The sequence below is a fragment of the Streptomyces griseicoloratus genome (assembly GCF_014534645.1).
Classification (GTDB): Bacteria; Actinomycetota; Actinomycetes; order Streptomycetales; family Streptomycetaceae; genus Streptomyces; species Streptomyces griseicoloratus.
Window position 1 is genome coordinate 1 of sequence record NZ_JACVQF010000193.1, and the last position, 21,330, is coordinate 21,330.

Annotated in this window: 19 protein-coding genes and 1 riboswitch; of the genes, 7 read left to right on the top strand and 12 right to left on the bottom strand. The window is 74.7% G+C overall.

Features of this window, described 5'->3' with window-relative positions; all coding sequences use genetic code 11:
* Window positions 1-205 precede the first annotated feature (205 nt).
* Window positions 206-598: a cell division protein SepF gene (locus H0H10_RS18380; protein WP_188182088.1), complete on the bottom strand. Its 393-nt coding sequence runs from the start codon at window positions 596-598 to the stop codon at window positions 206-208.
* A gap of 211 nt (window positions 599-809) precedes the next feature.
* Here H0H10_RS18380 and H0H10_RS18385 point away from each other — a divergent pair, with 211 nt between their 5' ends.
* The 7 genes from H0H10_RS18385 to H0H10_RS18415 all read left to right on the top strand — a co-directional run bounded on the left by H0H10_RS18385 (window position 810) and on the right by H0H10_RS18415 (window position 9,204).
* Window positions 810-3,932, top strand: a complete 3,123-nt coding sequence (locus H0H10_RS18385) for an FAD-binding and (Fe-S)-binding domain-containing protein (protein ID WP_188182089.1) — start codon at window positions 810-812, stop codon at window positions 3,930-3,932.
* 401 nt (window positions 3,933-4,333) lie between these two features.
* Complete coding sequence (locus tag H0H10_RS18390; protein WP_188182123.1) at window positions 4,334-5,713, top strand: chloride channel protein; 1,380 nt, start codon at window positions 4,334-4,336, stop codon at window positions 5,711-5,713.
* Window positions 5,714-5,769: 56 nt separating this feature from the next.
* Window positions 5,770-6,231: a potassium channel family protein gene (locus tag H0H10_RS18395; protein ID WP_188182124.1), complete on the top strand. Its 462-nt coding sequence runs from the start codon at window positions 5,770-5,772 to the stop codon at window positions 6,229-6,231.
* 106 nt (window positions 6,232-6,337) lie between these two features.
* Window positions 6,338-6,521, top strand: a riboswitch (cobalamin riboswitch).
* A gap of 30 nt (window positions 6,522-6,551) precedes the next feature.
* A complete protein-coding gene (locus H0H10_RS18400; RefSeq protein ID WP_188182090.1) occupies window positions 6,552-7,250 on the top strand; it encodes an energy-coupling factor ABC transporter permease in 699 nt (232 codons plus the stop codon).
* Complete coding sequence (locus tag H0H10_RS18405) at window positions 7,247-7,585, top strand: energy-coupling factor ABC transporter substrate-binding protein (RefSeq protein ID WP_188182091.1); 339 nt, start codon at window positions 7,247-7,249, stop codon at window positions 7,583-7,585. Before H0H10_RS18400 ends, H0H10_RS18405 begins: the two co-directional genes overlap by 4 nt.
* Entirely contained in the window at window positions 7,586-8,335 is a 750-nt protein-coding gene (gene cbiQ, locus H0H10_RS18410) for a cobalt ECF transporter T component CbiQ (protein WP_188182092.1), read from the top strand.
* Entirely contained in the window at window positions 8,332-9,204 is an 873-nt protein-coding gene (locus H0H10_RS18415; RefSeq protein ID WP_188182093.1) for an energy-coupling factor ABC transporter ATP-binding protein, read from the top strand. Before cbiQ ends, H0H10_RS18415 begins: the two co-directional genes overlap by 4 nt.
* A 60-nt stretch (window positions 9,205-9,264) precedes the next feature.
* On the opposite strand, the gene H0H10_RS18420 is transcribed toward H0H10_RS18415, so the two are convergent.
* From H0H10_RS18420 to H0H10_RS18470, 11 genes are all read right to left on the bottom strand, one after another.
* Complete coding sequence (locus H0H10_RS18420; protein WP_188182094.1) at window positions 9,265-10,050, bottom strand: thioesterase II family protein; 786 nt, start codon at window positions 10,048-10,050, stop codon at window positions 9,265-9,267.
* Window positions 10,047-10,565 (bottom strand): YbaK/EbsC family protein, encoded by a 519-nt coding sequence (locus H0H10_RS18425; protein ID WP_188182095.1) that lies wholly within the window; start codon window positions 10,563-10,565, stop codon window positions 10,047-10,049. Before H0H10_RS18425 ends, H0H10_RS18420 begins: the two co-directional genes overlap by 4 nt.
* Window positions 10,562-12,154 carry a phosphoglycerate dehydrogenase gene (gene serA / locus H0H10_RS18430; RefSeq protein ID WP_188182096.1) on the bottom strand — a complete coding sequence of 531 codons (1,593 nt, stop codon included), beginning with the start codon at window positions 12,152-12,154 and terminating at the stop codon, window positions 10,562-10,564. Before serA ends, H0H10_RS18425 begins: the two co-directional genes overlap by 4 nt.
* A gap of 61 nt (window positions 12,155-12,215) precedes the next feature.
* Window positions 12,216-13,220 carry a 2,3-diaminopropionate biosynthesis protein SbnA gene (gene sbnA, locus H0H10_RS18435; RefSeq protein ID WP_188182097.1) on the bottom strand — a complete coding sequence of 335 codons (1,005 nt, stop codon included), beginning with the start codon at window positions 13,218-13,220 and terminating at the stop codon, window positions 12,216-12,218.
* A 4-nt stretch (window positions 13,221-13,224) separates the two neighbouring features.
* Entirely contained in the window at window positions 13,225-14,289 is a 1,065-nt protein-coding gene (sbnB, locus tag H0H10_RS18440) for a 2,3-diaminopropionate biosynthesis protein SbnB (protein ID WP_188182098.1), read from the bottom strand.
* A gap of 66 nt (window positions 14,290-14,355) precedes the next feature.
* Window positions 14,356-17,853, bottom strand: coding sequence for an amino acid adenylation domain-containing protein (locus H0H10_RS18445; protein ID WP_188182099.1), 3,498 nt, complete (start codon window positions 17,851-17,853; stop codon window positions 14,356-14,358).
* Window positions 17,854-17,865: 12 nt separating this feature from the next.
* Window positions 17,866-18,567, bottom strand: coding sequence for a 2-hydroxychromene-2-carboxylate isomerase (locus tag H0H10_RS18450; protein WP_309141828.1), 702 nt, complete (start codon window positions 18,565-18,567; stop codon window positions 17,866-17,868).
* The gene (fabG, locus tag H0H10_RS18455; protein ID WP_188182100.1) at window positions 18,564-19,307 is read right to left on the bottom strand and encodes a 3-oxoacyl-ACP reductase FabG; all 744 of its coding nucleotides are present in this window, start codon (window positions 19,305-19,307) and stop codon (window positions 18,564-18,566) included. The genes H0H10_RS18450 and fabG overlap by 4 nt, the downstream gene beginning before the upstream one ends.
* Window positions 19,304-19,834: a 3-hydroxyacyl-ACP dehydratase FabZ family protein gene (locus H0H10_RS18460; RefSeq protein WP_188182101.1), complete on the bottom strand. Its 531-nt coding sequence runs from the start codon at window positions 19,832-19,834 to the stop codon at window positions 19,304-19,306. The genes fabG and H0H10_RS18460 overlap by 4 nt, the downstream gene beginning before the upstream one ends.
* Complete coding sequence (locus H0H10_RS18465) at window positions 19,831-20,235, bottom strand: 3-hydroxyacyl-ACP dehydratase FabZ family protein (protein ID WP_188182102.1); 405 nt, start codon at window positions 20,233-20,235, stop codon at window positions 19,831-19,833. The genes H0H10_RS18460 and H0H10_RS18465 overlap by 4 nt, the downstream gene beginning before the upstream one ends.
* Complete coding sequence (locus H0H10_RS18470) at window positions 20,232-21,326, bottom strand: beta-ketoacyl synthase N-terminal-like domain-containing protein (protein ID WP_223180082.1); 1,095 nt, start codon at window positions 21,324-21,326, stop codon at window positions 20,232-20,234. The genes H0H10_RS18465 and H0H10_RS18470 overlap by 4 nt, the downstream gene beginning before the upstream one ends.
* Between the last annotated feature and the right edge of the window lie 4 nt (window positions 21,327-21,330).

A 21,330-nucleotide genomic window follows, 5' to 3' on the forward strand; every position in this document is an offset into this window, starting at 1 on the left:
CGAAGGGGCCCGGCGGCCGTCGTCCCGCGAACGTGGTGGGCCGGGGCAGCGGCCCGGCGGGGAGCGCGCCCCGCGCGGACCACCGGAGCGGAGCGGCCGTCACCCGGCACCCGGCCCCTCCGGGCACGGCTGACATCGCTCGTGCACGGTTTCGAGGTGCCCCGGGCCGTGCACGGGGACCGTGGAGGCCGCGGGGGCGGGCGTGTCAGACGCCGGGGACGCCGGCCGCGCCCTCCATGAGGCCGTTGACCTCGGTTCCGGCCGGGGTCAGCAGGAACACGTTCCGGTCGACGCGGTGCATACCGCTCGCCAGCCCGAAGACGACGCCCGTGCTGAAGTCGAGGACCCGCTTGGCGACCTCCGTCTCGGCGCCGGTCAGGTCCAGCAGGACCGGAATGCCCGCCATCAGGGTCTCGGCGACCTCGCGGGCGTCCGCGAACACGTTCACCCTCAGGACGACGAAGCGGCGGCGCGCCTCCGTCTCCGCCTCGGGCATCGCGCGATGGCCGACCGAGGACGGCCAGGCGTCGCGCCCGCGCAACGGAACGACCTGGGCGAGCCCTTCCCACTGTTCATCGGTGACGTCGTGACTGTTCACCGGCTCCCCCCGATTCGACTCGCCTTCAATGCCTGCACCAGCCAATTCTTACGCCAAGTCACCCGTTCGGCCCAACAACGACACGGACCGCGACCGTCCCGGTGCTCCCCGCCGCCGGTGGTTGCCGCCCGGACCGGCGGGGTACCCGGACGGCTGCCATGCCGCACGCGACCGTCGCCGCCCGCCCGCGCCGGCAGACGAAGGAGGGCCCATGGGCGTACCGGACCTGCCCCCACCCGTCACCCGCGAAGGGGCCCCGCCGCCGGTCGACATCGGATCCCTCCGCACCGCGCTGCGCGACCGGGTGGACGGCGAGATCCGCTTCGACGCCGGGAGCCGGGCCGCGTACTCCACCGACGCCTCCAACTTCCGCCAGACGCCGATCGGGGTGGTGGTCCCGCGTACCCCCGAAGCCGCCGCGGAGGCGGTGGCCGTCGCCCGCGAACACGGTGCGCCCATCCTGTCACGGGGCGGCGGGACGAGCCTGGCCGGGCAGTGCACCAACGCCGGTGTGGTGCTGGACTGGTCGAAGTACTGCACCCGCCTGGAGTCCCTGGACACCGGCGCCCGCCGCTGCGTCGTCCAGCCCGGCATCGTACTGGACGAGCTGAACCGGCGACTCGCGCCCGAGGGCCTGCGCTTCGGCCCGGAACCCGCCACGCACGCCAACTGCACCATCGGCGGCATGATCGGCAACAACTCCTGCGGCGCCACCGCCCAGGCGCACGGCAAGGTCGTCGACAACATCGCCCGCCTGGAGGTGCTGCTCTACGACGGCACCCGCTTCTGGTGCGGGGAGACCGGCGACGAGGAGTACGCCGAAATCGAGCGGCAGGGCGACCTGCGGGCGACCGTGCACCGGCAGCTGCGCGCACTGCGCGACACCTACGCGGACGAGATCCGCCGCCGTTTCCCCCGCATCCCGCGCCGGGTCTCCGGCTACAACCTGGACTCGCTGCTGCCGGAGTACGGGTTCGACGTCGCCGGGCTGCTGGTCGGCAGCGAGTCGACGCTGGTCACCGTGTTGCGCGCGGAGCTGGAGCTGGTACCGGTGGTGCGGGAACGCACCCTGGTCGTGCTGGGCTTCGACAGCGTCGAACGGGCCGCCGACGCGGTGCCGGACATCCTGCCCCACGAGCCGATCGCGCTGGAGGGCGTCGACGCCCGGCTGGTCCGCGACGAACGGCTCAAGCACCTCAACCCGAAGGCCCTCGGCGAACTGCCCGACGGAAACGCCTTCCTGATGGTGCAGTTCGGCGGCGACACGGTCGAGGAGTCCGACACCCGGGCGCACCGGATGCTCCGCGCGCTGCACCGGTCCGAGCACGACCCGGACTGCGCCTTCATGGACGACCCGGCACGGGAGGAGGAGCTGTGGCAGGTCCGCGAGGCCGGTCTCGGCGCCACCGCGCACATCCCGGGCCGCGCCGACACCTTCGAGGGCTGGGAGGACTCGGCGGTTGCGCCGGAGCGGCTGGGCGACTATCTGCGGCGGCTGCGGGCGCTGTTCGAGGAGTTCGGCTACCAGAGCGACACCGGGCCCAGTCTGTACGGCCACTTCGGCCACGGCTGCGTGCACACCCGGATCCCCTTCGACCTCTACACCGCGGGCGGCGTGGCGGCCTACCGGCGGTTCATGGAACGGGCGGCCGATCTGGTCGTCGAGTTCGGCGGGTCCCTGTCCGGCGAGCACGGCGACGGGCAGAGCCGCGGGGAGCTGCTGGGCCGCATGTTCGGACCGGAGCTGGTGGAGGCGTTCGGGCGGCTGAAGGCCGTCTTCGATCCGCTGGACCGGATGAACCCCGGGAAGGTGGTGGCCCCGTACCGGCTGGACGAGAATCTGCGCCTCGGCGGTGACTGGGCCCCGTACGACCCGCGTGACCTGCACTTCCGGTTCCCGCACGACGGCGGGTCCTTCGCCGAGGCGGCCAACCGGTGCGTCGGCGTCGGCAAGTGCCGGCAGCACACCAGTGAGGGAACCGTGATGTGTCCGTCGTACCAGGTCACCAGGGAGGAGGAGCACTCCACCCGGGGCCGGGCCCGGCTGCTGTTCGAGATGCTCGACGGGCACGGCGACGGCCCCGTCCGGGACGGCTGGCGCTCGGAGGCGGTCCGGGACGCCCTCGATCTGTGCCTGGCCTGCAAGGGCTGCAAGAGGGACTGTCCGGCGGACGTGGACATGGCCACGTACAAGGCGGAGTTCCTGTCCCACCACTACGCGGGCCGGCCGTGGCGCAGGCCGCGCTCCGACTGGTCGATGGGCTGGCTGCCCGCGCTCGCGCAGGCGGTGGGCCGCACCCGTCTGGGCCCGGTCGTCAACGTCCTCACCCACACCCCGGTCCTGTCGCGGGCCGCGGTCGCCGTCGCGGGGGTGGCGGACCGGGAGGTGCCGCTGTTCGCGCGGCGGACGTTCCGGCAGTGGTTCGCCCGTCACGAGCCCTACGGCGACGGGGAGCGCGGGACCGTGCTGCTGTGGCCCGACACGTTCACCGACCACTTCCACCCGCACATCGGGCAGACGGCCGTGCACGTGCTGGAACACGCGGGCTGGCGGGTGCGGCTGCCGGCCGGGCCGCTGTGCTGCGGGCTGACCTGGATCTCCACCGGGCAACTGGGCACGGCCGAGCGGGTGCTGGCCCGGACCGTGCGCGCCCTTGCCGGGCATGTGCGGGAAGGCGGCCTGGTGGTGGCCCTGGAGCCGAGCTGTGCGGCCGTGTTCCGCTCGGACGCGGCGGAGCTGTTCCCCGGGGACCACGACGTGCGCCGGCTGCGCGACCGGACGGTCACGCTGTCGGAGCTGCTCACCGAGCACTCCCCCGGCTACGAGCCGCCGCGGGTGCCCGACCGGTCCGCGCGGGCGCTGGCCCAGGTGCACTGCCACCAGCACGCGGTCATGGGCTGGGACGCCGACCGGGAACTGCTGCGCCGCGCCGGGGTGGACGCCGAGCGGCTGGACTCCGGCTGCTGCGGGCTGGCCGGCAACTTCGGCTTCGAGCGCGGCCATCTCGACGTCAGTGAGGCCTGCGCGGAGCGGGTGCTGCTGCCGCGGCTGCGGGCGGAGGACGAGGGAACCGTCGTGCTCGCCGACGGCTTCAGCTGCCGTACGCAGATCCACGAGCTGGACAGCGGCGGGCACGAGGCGGTGCACCTGGCGGAGTTGCTGGCCTCGGCGCTGCCCGGCGGACCGGGCAGCGCGTACGGGACCGCGCCCGGCGCCCGGCCCGTGGCCCCCGGACGCCCGGCGCAGGCCCTGGCCGCGGGCCTGGCGGGCGCCGGGCTGGCGGCCGCGGGCACGGCGACGGCCCTGGCGCTGCGGCGCCGCCGTCACCGCTGAGGGGACGGGGACGGTCGCCGCCGTGGGACGGCGTACCGGGGTCCGTGGCGGCGTGCCGGCTCATGAGCGGCGTCCTTTCTGCGCGGCCCGTACGCCTGTACGGGCCTCGGACCACCGGCACCGGAACGCGCGAGTGGTGCCGGACGGTGCCGGAGGGTGCCACCGAGCCTGCCGGGGCCCGTGGCGGGCCATGCGGGCCACGCCGAACGGGTGAACCGGACGGCGGTCATGGAATGCGGGCCCCGCTCGCCTCGCGTTTACTGAACGCCACCGGTGACGCGCCGCGGACGTGGGCGGACGCGGACGACGTGACGGCGGGGCGGACGCGGACGAAGGAGGCGGCCCGTGACGACTCGGTCCCGGCCCGCGGGCCCCTCGGACGGAACGCGGCGGGCGGCATCGTGACCGCACCGGCCGACAGGACCCCGGCAGGGGCCGAGCGGTCCCTGAGGGACACCCTGCTCAGCCCCGGATACCTGCGGTTGCTGCTGCTGTGCGTGCTGCTCGGCGTGCCCATCGCGCTCGCCTGCTTCTTCTTCGTCGGGCTCCAGCACCAGCTGGAGCACTGGGTGTGGACGTCACTGCCGGAGACGGCCGGGTACGGCTCCCCGCCCTGGTGGTGGCCGCTGCCCGCGCTCGTCCTCGCCGGGCTGGTCCTGGCGCCGGTCGTGACCCGGATGCCGGGGGCGGGCGGCCATCTGCCGGTGGACGGGCTGGGCGGCGCGCCCGTGGGCCCCGGGGCGCTGCCCGGCGCGGTCCTGGCCGCGCTGGCGACCCTGCCGCTCGGCGTGGTCCTGGGCCCCGAGGCACCGCTGATGGCGGTCGGCAGCGGGCTCGCACTGCTGGCGGTGCGGCGGGCGGCCGGAGTGGACGGGAGGGCGCGGGCGGTCGTCGCGACGGCGGGTTCCACGGCCGCGATCTCCACGATCCTCGGCGGTCCCGTGGTGGCGGCGGTGCTGCTCATCGAGGGAGCGGGGCTGGCCGGCGCCCGGATGGTCGCGCTGCTGCTGCCCTGCCTGCTCGCCAGCGCGGCGGGCGCCCTGGTCTTCACCGGCTTCGGACAGTGGACCGGGCTGGAGATCGGCGCGCTCGCCCTGCCCGACGTGCCGCCCGGCGCCAACCCGGACGCGGGCGACTTCCTCTGGGGCGTCCCCACGGCCGCGCTGATCGCCGTCGGGGTCGCGCTGGCCCGTCGGCTCGGCCGGCGGACCGTGTCCTGGACGCGGCACCGCACGGCCGTCCGCACCGTCGCGTGCGCCACGGCCGTCGGCGTCTGCCTCTCCGCGTACGCCCTGATCACCGGCCGCTCCCCGGCCGAGGCGGCGCTGTCCGGCCAGGCGACGCTCGCCATGCTCGCCGCGCACCCGCACGCCTGGTCCGTCGGCGCGCTGGTCGCGCTCGTCGCGTGCAAGGGGCTGGCCTGGGCCATCGCGCTGGGCAGCCTGCGGGGCGGCCCCGTCTTCCCCGCCGTCCTGCTGGGCACGGCGACGGCCATGGCCTGCTCCGGCCTGCCCGGCTTCGGCGCGGCTCCGGCCCTCGCCCTCGGCATCTCCGCCGCCTCCGCCGCGGTGACGGGGCTGCCGCTGGCCAGCGCGGTGCTGGCGGTGCTCCTGGTCGGCCGCGACGCGTACGACCAGATGCCGCTGATCGTCACCGCGTCGGTGGTCGCCTTCGTCGTCACCCAGCTGGTGCGCCGCGCACCGAAGACGGAGGCGGAAACCGAGCCGGAGGCCGCCGGTCCGGACCCGGGGGCAGGGACGGGAACGGCGGCCGCCCGGTGACGCGGCACCGGGGTACGGCCGGGCCCTGGCTGCTGCGGGCGGCCGCCGCCGCGGGCATGGTCGTGGCCTACTTCCTGCTCCCCCTGGACCACCTGGGGCCCGGCCGGCCGGTCCTGAGCTGGGTGCTGTTCGGGCTGGCGCTCGCCGTCGTGGCCGCACTGCTGCTCCGGGAGATCCGCAACGTCCTCGTCGAACGCCCGGACACCCGGCCCGGCGTGCTCATCCCCCTGCTGATCGTCCTCTCCCTGCACGTCTTCGCGTGCGCCTACTACACGCTCGCCAAAGAGCCCGGGGAGTTCGAGGGCCTGCGCACCCGCGTCGACGCGCTGTACTTCACCGTGGTGACGCTCGCCACCGTCGGCTACGGCGACATCACCCCCCGGGGCCAGACCGCCCGGGTGCTGACGGTCCTGCAGATCCTCTACAGCTTCGTCTTCCTCACCGCCGCCGCGACCGCGCTGACCCAGTGGGTACGCCGCCTGCTGGAACGGCGGCTGGAGCGGGGCCCGCACGAGTGACGGCGGCCCTTCCCACAGCCGTTTCCGCGGCAGTTCCGCGGCCGTTTCCGCAGCCCCGGGGGCCTGCCGGCCCCGAGGCCCGCTTGTCACCACCCCCTTGCGCGCACTACTGTCGCCACGCCTTGGTGAACGGGAAATCCGGTGCGATACCGGTGCGGCCCTCGCCACTGTGATCGGGAAGTCCGGCTCCAGCCCTCCACGGGCAGCCACTGGGTCCTCGGACCCGGGAAGGCGGAGTACGGGCGGTGTCACCCGTCAGCCAGGAGACCGGCCAAGGCGCGTCGTCCATCCACGAGGTGCTGGAGAGGGTCTGCTGAGCCATGCACATAGCCGAGGGCTTTCTGCCTCCGGCGCACGCGATCGCCTGGGGTGTCGCGTCCGCGCCGTTCGTCGTCCACGGAGTACGGTCACTCACCCGTGAGGTCAGGGAGCATCCCGAGAGCACGCTGCTGCTCGGGGCCTCCGGGGCCTTCACGTTCGTCCTGTCCGCCCTCAAGCTGCCGTCCGTGACGGGCAGTTGCTCGCACCCGACCGGCACCGGCCTGGGCGCCGTCCTGTTCCGGCCGCCGATCATGGCGGTGCTGGGCACCATCACCCTGCTCTTCCAGGCGCTGCTGCTCGCACACGGCGGCCTGACCACGCTCGGCGCCAACGTGTTCTCGATGGCGGTCGCCGGCCCCTGGGCCGGATACGGCGTCTACCGGCTGCTGCGCCGCTACGACGTGCCGCTGATGGTCACGGTGTTCTTCGGTGCGTTCGTCGCCGACCTGTCCACCTACTGCGTCACCAGCGTGCAGCTGGCGCTCGCCTTCCCCGACCCGGGCAGCGGTTTCCTGGGCGCGCTCGGCAAGTTCGGTTCCATCTTCGCCGTCACGCAGATCCCGCTGGCGGTCAGCGAGGGGCTGCTCACGGTGCTGGTCATGCGGCTGCTGGTGCAGTCCAGCAAGGGCGAACTGACCCGGCTGGGCGTGCTGCTGACCACGCGGGGACCGAAGAAGCAGGCGGTGAGCGCCCGATGAACCGCAACACGAGGATCAACGCCCTCCTGCTGCTCGCCGTGGCCGCGCTCGCGGCGCTGCCGCTGGTGCTCGGCCTCGGCGACCACAAGGAGGAGCCGTTCACCGGCGCCGACGCCGAGGCGGAGACGGCGATCACCGAGATCGAGCCGGACTACGAGCCGTGGTTCTCCCCGCTGTACGAACCGCCGTCCGGGGAGATCGAGTCCGCGCTGTTCGCCCTGCAGGCGGCCGTCGGCGCGGGCGTGCTGGCCTACTACTTCGGTCTGCGCCGGGGCAGGAGGCAGGGCGAGGAGCGAGCCCTGGCGGCCCGGCAGGACCCGCCCGCGGAGGACTGAGTGCTGCCGATCGACGCGGCGGCGCACAGCAGTCGCTGGCGCCGCCGCCATCCGGTGGACAAGGCCGTGCTCGGTCTGGGGCTGACCGTGCTGGCGATCTCGCTGCCGCCGTGGCCGGGCGCGGCGCTGGTGCTGGTGACGGCGCTGGCGGTGCTGCTGGGCCCGGCGGGCGTGCCCGGTCGCCGGCTGTGGCGGGCGTACCGGGTGCCGCTGGGCTTCTGCGTGACCGGCGCGCTGCCGCTGCTGGTGCAGGTCGGGGGCCCGGCGGGGTTCGTGGCCTGGGCCGACGGCGGCGCGCTCCGGGCCGGCGGGCTGCTGCTGCGCACGTCGGCCGCCTCCCTCGGCGTGCTCCTGTTCGCGTTCACCACTCCCATGTCCGACCTGCTGCCCCGTCTGGTGCGGGCCGGGGTGCCCGCGCCGGTCGTCGACGTCGCGCTGGTGACGTACCGGATGAGCTTCCTGCTGCTCGACTCCGTGCGCCGGATCCGTGAGGCGCAGGCCGCGCGGCTGGGCCACACCACACGGGCGGCGGCCTGGCGTTCGCTCGGCGGGCTCGGCGCCACGGCGTTCGTCCGGGCCTTCGACCGGGCGGCGCGGCTGCAGACCGGGCTCGCCGGGCGCGGCTACGACGGCACCCTTCGCGTCCTGGTGCCCGAGGCCCGTGTCTCCGTGCCGTTCACGGCGGCGAGCGTGGCCCTGCTCGGGGCGCTGGCCGCCCTCACCCTCGTACTGGAAAGGCCCCTGTCGTGAACGAGCCCGCCCTGGTCGCCCTGCGGGGCGCGTCGTTCGCGTACGAGGACGGCCCGGCCGTGCTCAGCGGCCTGGACTTCGAGGTGCGCGAGGGGCGCGCGCTGGCCCTGCTGGGGCGCAACGGCAGCGGCAAGACCACGCTGATGCGGCTGCTCAGCGGCGGACTGAGGCCGCAGGCCGGGGGGTTGGCGGTGGAGGGCGAGCCGGTGCGGTACGACCGCGCGGGGCTGACGCGGCTGCGGACGACGGTGCAGTTGGTGGTGCAGGACCCCGACGACCAGTTGTTCGCCGCGTCCGTCGCGCAGGACGTGTCGTTCGGGCCGCTGAACCTCGGCCTGCCCGACGCCGAGGTGCGCTCACGGGTCGCCGGGGCGCTCGCCGCCCTGGACATCACGGCTCTGGCGGACCGGCCCACCCATCTGCTGTCGTACGGGCAGCGCAAGCGGGCGGCGATCGCGGGCGCGGTCGCGATGCGGCCCCGGGTGCTGATCCTCGACGAGCCGACCGCGGGTCTCGACCCGGACGGCCAGGAGCGGCTGCTGGCCACCCTGGACGGCCTCCGCGAGGCCGGCACCACGGTGGTGATGGCCACCCACGACGTCGACCTCGCCCTGCGCTGGTCCGACGACGCGGCCCTGCTCACCCCGGACGGCGTGCACACCGGCCCGGCACCTTCGATGCTGTCCCGCACGGACCTCCTCCGGCAGGCCGGACTGCGCCTGCCGTGGGGCGTGGCGGCGGCCCGGCTGCTGCGTGCGCAGGGGGCGCTGGCGGCCACGGCCGAGGGTCCGCGCACCGCGGAGGAGCTGGCCGCCATGGCGACGGCGTCCGGCCGGCCGGACGTGGGCACGGCGCCGGCAGGACCGTGACCGCCGGCTCGGCGCCGTCCGTCGCGGGGCGGGCGGCGCCGGGTGTCCGGCGGGGGCAGCTCAGACGGTGCGGCCGGCCATGCGGGCGTCGATGACGCGGGTGACGGACTCCCGGTGGTCCTGCAGGTAGAAGTGGCCGCCGCGCAGCACGTCCAGGCGGAAGTGCGACGGGGCGATGTCCGCCCAGCCCGACATGTCCTGGACGCTGATCGACGGGTCCCGGTCCCCGAGGTAGGCGTAGACGGGGCAGTCGACCGGGTCCGCGGGGCGCGGCCCGTAGGTGCCGACGATCGTGAAGTCGGCCCGGATCGCGGGCAGCACGATGTCGCGCAGGTCGGGGTCGGACAGCAGCGCCTCGTCCGTGCCGCCGAGCCGGCGGACCTCCGCGATCAGCGCGTCGTCGCCCTGCTCGTGCAGGCGCCGCGGCGTGAGCCGGTGCGGCGGTTTGCGGCTCGACACGTGGAGGGCGGCGGGCGACACGCCGTGCCGTTCGGCCAGCCGCAGGGTCACCTCGTAGGCGAGGGACGCGCCCATGCTGTGCCCGAACAGGGTCACCGGCACGTCGAGCAGCGGCAGCAACGCCTCCGTGACCTGCTCGGTGAGCTCCGCCATGCTGTCGATGCACGGATCGGCGAGCCGGTCGTGCCGGCCCGGGTAGCGGGCCACCACCACCTCCGTGCCGGCGTCGAAGGCGGTTCCCCAGGCGTGGAAGAAGCTCGCCGAGCCACCCGCGTGCGGCAGGACGACCAGGCGGCGCCGCGGGGCGGACGTGGCCGGGTAACGGCGGAACCACCGTTCGCCGGCGACAGCGGGCCGCGTTGCCGTGGGACGGGGGCCAAGAGTCATGCTGTTTTCCTTCGGGCGGACTCCGGCCAGGCGGCGGAGTGCTGGGTGATGGGCTCCACCCGGGGGCGGGCGAGGGCCACGTAGTCGTCGGTGTCCAGGGCGACCGAGCGGTCCAGGCGCGCCGCGTTGAAGAAGATCTCGTCGTGCACGAGCAGTTCCGGGTCGACCACCAGGTCCAGCTCGGGATGGCGGGCGAACGGCACCACGGAGCCGCTGACGCTGCCAGCCAGCCGCTCGGCCACGTCCCGGGCCGCGAAGGCGGCCTCCGAGCCGCCGTACATCCCGCACAGCCCGTCGAGGTCCACCCGCCGGTCGCCGGGCACGACCGCCAGCACGTACCGCCGGGAGCGGCGTCCCGTCGCGACGCGCACGACGAGGCACTTGGCGGCCTGGGCCAGCGGGTGCCGGCGCAGCTCGCTGGCCCGCTCGGTCTGCCCCTCCGGGGGGTGGTCGATCAGCCGGAACCGGGCCCGGCCGCTGACCAGTTGCTCGATCAGCCAGTCGTACACCGTCATCGTCGCCGCTCCAGACCCCAGCCGCGCACGGCACCCATCCGGACGGCGGCGTCGTCGAGCGCCGCCGGTTCGAGGGGCGCGGCGAGGGCCGCCGCGACCAGGACCGTGCCGTCGTCGCCGCCGGTCCGGGCCAGCCGCAGGGACTCGACCGCCGCTCCGGCCCGGGCCAGCGCCTCGCCGGCACCGGCGATCAGACCGCTCTCGTCGGGCGCGAGGAAGAAGGCGAGGCCGTCGCCGAGCGGTACGTCGACATCGTGTCCGAGCAGCTCCACCAGGCGCTCGCCGCCGCGGTGCCCGGTCAGGGTGCCGGAGACCGAGACGTGTTCCCCACCGGGCAGCGTGCCCTCGATCCGCACCAGGCTGCGGTGCGCGGTGCTCTCGGCCCCGGTGACCAGCTCGGTGTCCAGCCCTCGCTCCTGGGCGAGCAGCGGGGCGTTGACGTAGGTGACCCCGCCCTCCACCACGGGAGCCAGGATTCCCTTGACCGTGGCGAGTTCCAGGGCCGCGAGTTCGTGCCGGGCGATCTCACCGCCGACGGTGACGCGCAGCCGGCCGGGCAGGGCTCCGGCGGTCGCGGTGAACAGGCCGCCCAGCCGCTCGGCGAGTGCCAGCCACGGGTCGAGTTCCGCGTCGACCTCGCCCAGCCGCACATTGCAGGCCTCCGGCACGAAGCGGCCGGCCAGCGCCTCGCGCACGGAACGCGCGACGGCCACGCCCGCCCGTTCCTGCGCCTCGGCCGTGCCGGCTCCGAGATGGGGGGTGACGACCACGTTGTCCAGCTCGAACAACGGGGAGTCGGTGCACGGTTCGGTGGCGAACACGTCGATGCCCGCGGCGGCGACCCGGCCCTCCTTCAGCGCCGCGTACAGCTCCGCCTCGTCGACGATGCCGCCGCGGGCGGCGTTGACGATGCGGACGCCCGGCTTGACGCGCTGCAGGGCGTCGAAGCCGAGGATGCCGGTGGTCTCCGGTGTCCTCGGCAGATGGACCGTGAGGAAGTCGGAGGACTCCAGGAGCTCGTCGAGCCCGACGACGCGGGCGCCCAGCCGTTCGGCGTGCCCGGCCGGAACGTACGGGTCGTGGGCGAGCAGCCGCATGCCGAACGCGGCCATGCGGCGGGCCACCAGGGAGCCGATCCGCCCGAGTCCGAGGATGCCGAGCGTCCGGCCGGACAGTTCGACGCCGGTGAACCGGCCGCGCTGCCACTGTCCGCCCTTGAGCGCGGCGTCGGCCTGCGGGATGTTGCGCGCCACGGCGAGCAGGAGGCCGACGGTCAGCTCCGCGGCGCTGACCACGTTGGAGGTGGGGGCGTTGACCACCATCACGCCGGCCCGGGACGCCGCGGGCACGTCCACGTTGTCCAGGCCCACCCCGGCCCGGCCGATCACTTTCAGCCGGGTGCCCGCCGCGATCGCCTCGGCGTCCATCCGGGTGGCGCTGCGCACGAGCACCGCGTCGGCGCCGGGCAGCGCCGCGAGCAGCGAGGCCCGGTCGGCGCCTGTGCAGTACCGGATCTCGAATTCGGGGCCGAGGGCGTCGACGGTGGCGGGTGAGAGTTCCTCGGCGATCAGTACGACTGCCTTGTCCATGTCGCGGGTTCCTTGTCTCACGGGTGTCTCGGGGCGCGCTCCCGGAGGGCGCGTTGGGGACTCAGCCGGCGCCGGGGACCAGTTCCAGCTCCTTCTCCGGCTCCCCCGCGTCCCAGGTGTGCGGCGCGCCGAAGTGCCGTTCCACCCATGCGGGGTCGTACACCGTGTCGAGGTAGCGGTCTCCCTGGTCCGGGGAGAGGGCCACCGCGGTCAGCCGCTCGCCGCGCGGCCGGCCGGCCAGCCAGCGCAGCGCGCCGCTGACGACGGTTCCGGTGGAGCCGCCGAACAGGAAGCCCTGGCGGGCCATGGCGTGGCAGCTCTGCAGGGTGTCCCGCTCGGGCACCATCACGACCTCGTCGATCAGTCCCTCGTCGAGCAGCTGCGGGCGGACGCCCGCGCCGAGGCCGGGGATGTGGCGGGTGGACGCCGGCCCGCCGAAGGTGACCGAGCCGACGCTGTCGACGGCGACGATCCGCACACCGCCGCCCCGCTCGCGGAAGTAGCGGGCGCAGCCCATGAGGGTGCCGGTGGTTCCGGCGCCGACGAACAGCACGTCCAGGTCCGGGAACTGGGCGGCGACGGACGGGCCGGTGGTGCGGTAGTGGGCCAGCCAGTTGTGCGGGTTGACGTACTGGTTGAGCCACACGTAGTTGGGGTCGAAGTCGACCAGGCGCTGCACGTAGTCGATGCGGGCGCCGAGCAGCCCGCGTTCCTTGTCGGCGCGGGAGATGACGAGGACGCGGGCTCCGAAGGACTCCATCAGCCGCCGGGTGGCCGGGTTGCAGCGCGAGTCGGTGACGCAGACGAAGCCGTAGCCGCGGTGGGCGGCGATCATGCTGAGGGCGACACCGAGGTTGCCGGAGGAGGACTCCACAAGCACCGCGCCCGGGGTGAGGGTGCCGTCCCGCTCCGCGGCGAGCACCATCTCCAGGGCGGCCTTCAGCTTGACCGAGCCGGCGAGGTTGATCCCCTCGTACTTCAGGTAGAGGGGTACGTCGAAGACGGACCGGAGGTCGACGAAGACGTCGTCGACGTTCATCTCGTACGGGGCGGTGATGACGGTCACGTCGTCACCGGGTTCCGTGCGGCGCCGGGCCGCCGGGGCGGCCGTAGCGGTCGAGCTCGTGGAAGAAGCCCTCGACGACCGACAGGCGGCCGGTGTCGCGCAGGGTGTCGAGGACGTGGCGGCCGACGGCGAGGTCGAGCACGCCGAGGCCGAACGGCGAGAAGACGACGGGCCGGTCGGCGGGGAGCTCGACGCGGCCCTCCAGGACGTCGTACAGCGTGCCGTCGATGAAGTCCCGCCCACCGGTGAGCTGTTCGGCCAGGTGCGGGGAGGTGTCGGCCTTGAGGCAGTGCTCGACGTCGTCGAGGATGTTGGCGGAGGCCAGCAGGATCTCGGGGGCGAGGTCGCGCAGGGACACGTTGAGGACGAGCGGGTTGTGCGCGAACCAGGCCGGGTCGTGGATGTGCGGGCGGGGCGCGACGGTGGCCAGGACGATCAGGTCGCTGGAGCGGACCAGTTCCTCGGCGGTGCGGTGCACGACCACGGGGGCGTCGCCGGAGCGGCCGGCCAGGTAGCCGGCGAAGGACTCGGCGTGGGTGTCCGACAGGTCGTGGACGCCGAGTTCGTCGAACGTCCAGCCGGTGGCCTCGAGGTAGTGGTGGACGTAGCGGCCGATGAGTCCGCCGCCGATGAAGCCGATGCGTCGCGGGCGCTCGCCGCGGCTGAGCCGGTCGGCGGCGAGGGCGGCCGAGGCGGCGGTCCTGGAGGCGCTGATGATGGAGCTCTCCAGGCAGGCGATCGGGTATCCGGTGGCGGGGTCGTTGAGGATGAGCACCGCGGAGGCCCGGGGAATGCCGGCCGCGACGTTCTCGGGGAAGCTGGAGATCCACTTCAGTCCGTCGGTGGGCCGGTCGCCGCCGACGGAGGCGGGCAGCGCGATGATGCGCGCGCTGGGCCGGTCGGGGAAGCGCAGGAAGTAGGAGGGCGGGTTCACCGAGTCGCCCCGGCCGTGCAGCCGGTAGACGTCCTCGACCAGGTTCACGACGTGCTTCTCGCTGCCGGTGAGCACCTCGGCCACCTGCGCGCCGGTGATCACGGCGAAGGGCGGCACGAGCGGCTGGCGGGACATGGTTGCTCCATCCGTGGGTGGTGGGTGGGCGGCCGGGCGCGGCGGGCGCGCCCGGCCGGCGTGCGGTCAGGAGTACGCGGGGAGGGCGACCGGGTCGCCGAGGACGACGGCGATGTGCCGCTCGCCCTCGTAGGGCTCCCGGCTGTGCGCCATGCGGAGGTTGTCGACGACGAGCAGGTCACCGTCGCGCCACGGCTCGCGGAGCGTGTGCTTCTCGTAGACGCCGTTGATGGTGAGCACCGTGTCCTCGTCGAGGCGGTCGCCGCCTCCGTAGCGGCTGTTGAACGGCAGTCCGTCGGGCCCGAACTCGAAGGTGAGGTACTCGCGGACGACGGGGTCCAGGGTCCACTCGTTGAGGAAGGCGATCTGGTTGAACCAGCCGCGCCGGCCCGTCACCGGGTGGGTGAGCACCGCGGCGGCCCGCTGCCGGGTGCGCAGGTCGCCACCCGGCTCCCAGCGGTGCTCGATGCCCCGGGCGGCGCAGTACGCCTCCACATCGGCCCGGTCGTCGCTGCCGAAGGCCTCGGCGAGGCCGACGCCGACGGTGCCGGTGTAGTTGCGCTCGACGAGCCAGCCCTCGCGCTCGAAACGGCGGACGAGGCCGGCCGGGAGCGCTTCGAGCACGTCGGCCGAGTCGCTGACGCCGGTGGCGCCGCCGGACTCGGGCGCGGTGAGGCAGGCGAAGAGGAGCGTGCCGGGCACCTCACGGGCGTAGCACAGCTCGTGGTGCATGCACATGGGCTGGTCGGCGGGCCACTCCGTGGACGAGTAGACGCCGTCGGCGAGCCGCCGGCGCGGGGCGAAGCCCTCGCGTTCGGTCATCACCTCGTGCAGCAGGGCCCGGCCGACCCGGCCGACGGTCCCGGCGTCGGCGAGCCCGAGGCCGCGCACGAGCACGGCGCCGTGCTCGGCGACCGTGGCCCGCAGCCGGCCGGCGTGTGCGGCGGTCCAGGCGGCGGGGTCGGTGGGCGGCGGCCCGTCCAGGACGAGCACCGCGGGCCGGCCCTCGGTGCGGACCACGTCGAACGGCGCGTCAGCGCCGCCGGTGCCGGGTGCGGTGGCCGCGGCGGCCGGGCCGGCCTCGGCGGCGGGACCGGCCGCCGTGTCGGCCGGCCCGGGGGCGGGGGCGGCGGAGGACGGGTCGTCGACGAAGGCGGCCAGCGCGGCGAGGGTCGGGTACCGGGTCACGTCGCGCAGGGTGAAGGCGCGCTCCATCCGTACGACGAGACGTACCGCGGACAGTGAGGTGCCGCCCAGGTCGAAGAAGCCGTCCGCGCGGCCGATCCGCTCCACCGGCAGTTTGAGGACCTCGGACCAGGCGGCGGCGAGCCGGCGCTCGGTGGCGGTGCGGGGTTCCTCGCGCCCGGCCGTGCCCTCCTGTTCGGCGAGTTCCGCGGCGAGGGCGCGCAGGGCGCGCTTGTCGGTCTTGCCGTTGGGGGTGAGCGGCAGCGCGTCGAGCCGTTCCACCCGGCTCGGCACCATGTACGCCGGGAGGGTCGCGCGCAACCGGTCGCGCAGGGCGTCGGAGGCCGCGTCGGAGCCGCACTGGAAGGCGACGAGGTGGCGTCCCCGGTCGGGTGACTCGACGACCACGACGGCACCGTCGCGGACCCCGTCGACGCGCAGCAGCTGGTTCTCGATCTCGCCGATCTCGATGCGGAAGCCGCGGATCTTGACCTGGGCGTCGCGGCGGCCGAGGAATTCGAGGGTCCCTCCGGGCAGCCACCGTCCGAAGTCGCCGGAGCGGTAGAGGCGGTGGCCGGGGCGGTGCGGGTCCTCGGTGAAGGACTGGGCGGTCCGCTCGGGGTCGTTGATGTAGCCGCGTCCCACGCAGACGCCGGAGAACACGATCTCGCCGGGGGCGCCGAGCGGCACCGGGCGCAGGTCCTCGTCGACGACGTACACGGAGACGTTGTTGACGGCGCGGCCGAGCGGCACGGAGTCCCACGCCGGGACGGCGGTCATGACCTCGTGGTTGGTGTCGTCGGACGTCTCGGTCAGGCCGTAGGCGTTCATCAGCGCGATGTGCGGGAAACGTGCGAACCAGCGGACGGCCAGTTCCTTCTTCAGGGCCTCGCCGGTGACGGAGACGCAGCGCAGCGCGGGCAGGTCGCGGGGGACCTCCTCCAGGCGGCTGAGCACGACCTCCAGGTAGGACGGGACGACCTGGAGGATCGCGACCTCGCCGCGCTCGACGGTGTCGAGGTAGCGGTCGACGTCGAGGATCGCCTCCTGTTCGACGATCAGGGTGCGGCCGCCGACGACGAGGGCGGCGACCAGCTGCCACAGGGAGATGTCGAAGGACTGGGGGGCGGTCTGGGCCACGACCTGGCCCTCGGTGATGCGCTGGTCGTCGATCTTCGCGAACAGGTGGTTGACGAAGCCGGCGTGCTCGCACATCGCGCCCTTGGGTTCGCCGGTGGAACCCGAGGTGAAGTAGAGGTAGGCGAGCTGTCCGGCGGCGACGGGCACTCCCGGGTCGCCGGTGGGGCGCTCCTCGGCGTACGCGGCGGCGGCCGTGAGCAGTTCGACGCCCTCGGGGACGGCCTGCCGGACCCGGCCGAGCGCGCCGTCCTCGGTCAGCACCAGGCGGCAGCCGCTGCGGACCAGGGTGCGGGCCATCCGGTCGGCCGGGGCGTGCGGTTCGACGGGCAGGTAGGCGGCGCCGGCCTTGAAGACGCCGATGACGCAGGCCAGCCAGTCCAGGGTGCGCTCGGTGATGACGGCGACCACGGCCTCGGGGCCGAGGTCGCGCGCGAGCAGGGCGTGGGCGACGCGGTTGGCGCGGGTGTTGAGCTCCTCGTAGGTCCAGCTGCGGCCGGCGTGCACGGCGGCGACGTCGGTGGGCCGCAGGCGGACCTGCTCCTCGAACAGCTCGTGGAACCGGCGGTCCGGCACCTGCCTGGCCGGTCCGGACAGTTCGTGGATCTGGTGGTGGTACTCGGCCCCGGACAGCAGTCCCCGGGCACGGGCGGGGGCGTCCGGGCCGTCCGTCAGCTGCTCCAGGGCCGTGACGTGGTAGCCCGCGATGCGCTCGGCGGCGGCGGCGTCCAGGACGTCGGTGCGGTACCCGATCAGCAGAGCGGGTCCGTCCGCGTCGAGGCTCAGGGCGACGCGCAGGGCCGTGTGCCCGGACGGCGCGGCGGGCGCACCGGTGGCACCGGCCAGGTCCAGGACGGTCTCGAAGGCGCCCTCGGCCGGCGCGGCGGCGGCCCGCGCGGAGGCGGTGAGCAGTTCGCGCCAGGTGTGCTCCTCCAGGGTGAGGGCGACGGGCACGGGTCGCGGTGCGGCGGTGGCCGGGCCGGCGGGGTGCGGCGTGGGGGACAGATAGCCGGCGAGGACGGTCCGCTCGCCGCTGATCGCGGTCAGCACGGCCGTGTGGGCGGCCAGGGCGGCGGCCTCCCAGCCGGTGCCGGTGCGGCGGGCGAGCAGGCGGGTCCGGGCGGCGAGCCGGTGCGGCACGGGGTGGCGCAGTTCGGCCCAGCCGCTACGGCCGGGTTCACCGGCGGGGGCGGGCGCGACCCAGCGGGGCACGGTCCGCTGGGGGGTCTGCGTGGTCGTCATCGGTGTCTCCTGTCAGACCGGGCGGCTGCCGTCCGGCGCGGCCGGGGACGGGAGCGCGTCGAAGGGGGCGTCGCTGACGCCGTCCCAGGCCTCGCCGCGGACGGCGGCGACGAACGCGCCGACCCGCTCGGCGCCCCAGAACGGCTCGCGGCCGTGGACGAAGAACGGCACGCCGAAGGCGTCGTCGTGGTAGGCCGCGATCAGGCACTCGACGCCCTTGATGCGCAGCTCGGGGTCGTCGACCGAGTCGGCGATCGACGGGTCGAGGCCCAGCTCGCGGGCGATGGCGGCGATGGTGCCGCGTTCCGCGAGGTCCCGGCCCTCGGTCCAGCGGGCCCGGTAGGCCAGGTCGACGAACTGCCGGCCCAGGCCCTGCTCCTCGGCGGCCAGGTAGGCGAGGTGGGAGACCTCCCAGTGCGGGGCGCGGTCCACGGGCCACGTCACCTGCCAGCCCCGGGCGTGGGCCCAGCGGCGGGCGTCGCGGAGGATGTAGAAGTTCTTGGTGCGGTGCATGGGCATCACCGGCAGGGTCACGCCGGCGTCGGCGAGCAGCCGGGTGGACTCCTCGTCGGGCTCCCAGTACGGGATCCACTCGATGCCGTCGAGGACGTCGGGGTACTTGTCCCGCAGGTCGCGGTAGGCGAACCAGGAGTACGGGCTGCGCAGGGAGAAGTACCACCTGGGCTGCTTCTTCCTGCCGCGTACGGTGCTCACAGGGCGATCCCCCCGTCGATCTGGAAGACGGAACCGGTGATGTAGGCGGCGCGCGGCCCGGCGAGGAAGGCGACGAGTTCGGCGACCTCCTCGGCGGTGCCCATCCGGCCGAGGGCGACGGAGGCCAGCGCCTCGGTGCGCAGCCGTTCGGGCACGGCGGCGACCATGTCGGTGTCGACGAATCCCGGGGCCACCACGTTGACGCGGATGCCGTAGCGGCCGACCTCCTTGGCGAGGGACTTGGACAGGCCGATGATCCCGGCCTTGGAGGCGGCGTAGTTGGTCTGCGTGGCGTTGCCGTACACGCCGGCCACGGAGGAGATGTTGACGAGCGAGCCCCGGCGGCGCTTCATCATCCCGAAGGTGACGGCGCGGCAGAGGTGGAAGACACCGTCGAGGTTGGTGCTCAGCACCGAGCGCCAGTCCTCGTCGGACATCATCACCAGGCCCTTGTCGCGGGTGATGCCGGCGGAGGTGACGGCGGTCTCGACGGGGCCCAGTTCCTGTTCCGTGGCGCCGACCCAGTCGCGCACCGCGGCGGCGTCGGAGACGTCGACGCCGCGGTGGAGCACGCGGGCGCCGAGTGCCTCCGCCTCCTTGGCCAGGATCTCGGCGGCGTCGTGGCTGGAGTGGTAGCAGAAGCTGACGTCGTAGCCGTCCGCCGCGAACTTGAGCACGGCGGCCCGGCCGATGCCCCGGGAGCCTCCGCTGATCAGGGCCACGGGCCTGGTCTCGGTCATCGTTCGGCCTCATTTCCGGTTGCGGCGGACGGGTGGGTGGGGGTGGGGGCGTCGGGCCCGGTGGGCCGGAGCAGGCCGGCCGGGCGGAAGGCCATCACCATCTGCGCCACGGTCATCACGGTGCGGTCGCCGCAGTGGCTGCTGCCCTCGAAGACGACGGAGTCGGTGAAGGTGCGGGTGACGGCCACCCGGTGCTCGACGACGTCGCCGGGCAGGACGGGGTGGTGGAACTCGGCGTCGGCCACCGAGCCGAAGAGCATGATCTGGTCCGCCGGCGCGCCGCCGCCGGCGACGGTGAGCAGGCCCGCCGTCTGCCCCCAGGACTCGACGAGCAGGCTCGGCGGGTAGGCGAGGTCCGCGTCCGGGGCCGTGCCGGCGTACCAGGGCTCGTTGACGGTGATCGCCTTCACGGCGCGGATCCGTTCGCCCGGGACCACGTCGACGACGCGGTCGACGAGCAGCATCGGGTAGCGGTGCGGCAGCAGCGCGGCGACGGACGAGGCCGGGCCGGCGCCGAGGGCGGTCATCGGGCACCTCCGGGGGGCTCGAAGCGCAGGCGGACTCGGGCGGCGGGGCCCCGGGAGGTGGTGGCGGTGGCCTTGCAGCGCCACGCGGTGCCGGTGTGCTGCCAGGTCAGGGCCAGCTGGAGGGTGTCGCCCGGGTAGACGGCGCCGGAGAACCGGGCCGACTCCACGGCGGCGAGCGTGCCGGGAGCGGACGCCGGGTCCGCGTCGAGGGCGGCGCGGCGGACGCACTCCAGGACGCAGACGCCGGGGAAGATCGGGAATCCGGGGTAGTGACCGGCGAACACCGGCTCCGTCTCGCGCAGTTCGGCCGTGGCGCGGGACGCCAGCCCCTCGCCGGTGCGCGACTCCACGACGATCCGGGCGGCGACGGGGCTGACCACGGTGGCGGTCGCGCCGCTCATCGGGGACCCGCCAGCCTGAGGACCGCGCAGGCCAGGGAGCCGTCCCGGTCGGCGGACGTGACCAGGGCGATGCCGCCCGCGGCCGTCGTGTCGTCGGCGGCGGTGGCGAGCAGGGTGGCGATCTGGAACTGGGCGGACGCCGCGGACACGTCGCCGATCCGGCCGACGGCCGGCACCCGGTCCACGGCGGCCGCCCCGCAGACCTCGGTGAGGACGTCCCGCTCCAGGTGGCCGAGCAGGCCCGGCGCGTCGCTGGGGCTCGCCGCCCACACCTGGCCGGCGCCGACGCCCGCCGCTTCGAGGGCGGAGCGCACGCAGGCCTCCAGCGTGGCGCGCACCCGGCTGCCGGTCGCGACCCGGGATCGCACCGCCAGTATCTCGGCGAGCGCGGGGCGTTCGGGCGTGGCCGCGGAGGCGGGGCGGACCAGCATGACGGCCGCGCCCTCGCCGAGGGCGGCGCCGGGTGCCTCCGGGCCTCGGCTGTGCCGCTCCAGCCAGTAGCGGGCGTGCGAGTACTCCTCGGCGGCGGCGCACAGCACCGTGTCCGCGCGGCCCGTGGACAGCAGCCGGATCGCGTAGTTGAGGGAGAGCAGGCCCGCCGCCCGGCCGCCGGCCAGCGTGGTGTTGGGGCCCTTGATGCCGTACCAGATGGCGCACTGGCCGGCCGCGCAGTTCATCACCGCGTTGGGCATCACGGCCGGGTCCACGTCGTAGGGCCGGGCGCCGACCAGGGAGCTGCGCGTGAAGTCCATCATGCTGGCGGCGCTGCCGGTGGTGGTCGCCAGGACGAGCGCGGCCCGCTCACCGGTCTCCGTCTCGCGCTGTGCTCCGGGCCGGTCGAGCAGGGAGCCGACGGCGGCGACGGCGAGGCCGGTGACCCGGTCCATGGAGCGGGTGCCCTTCTTGCCGAGCACCTCACGGACCTCGAAGCCGGGGACCAGGTGGGCCCGGCTGTGGGGGACGTTCCAGCGTTCGGTGTCCACGGGGGCCAGGGTGGGCCGCTGGGCGCGCACGCCCTCGGCGAAGGCATCGGCGCCGATGCCGTGCGGGGAGACCGCCGACCAGCCGGTGATGACCGGCGGCCCGGTCATGACG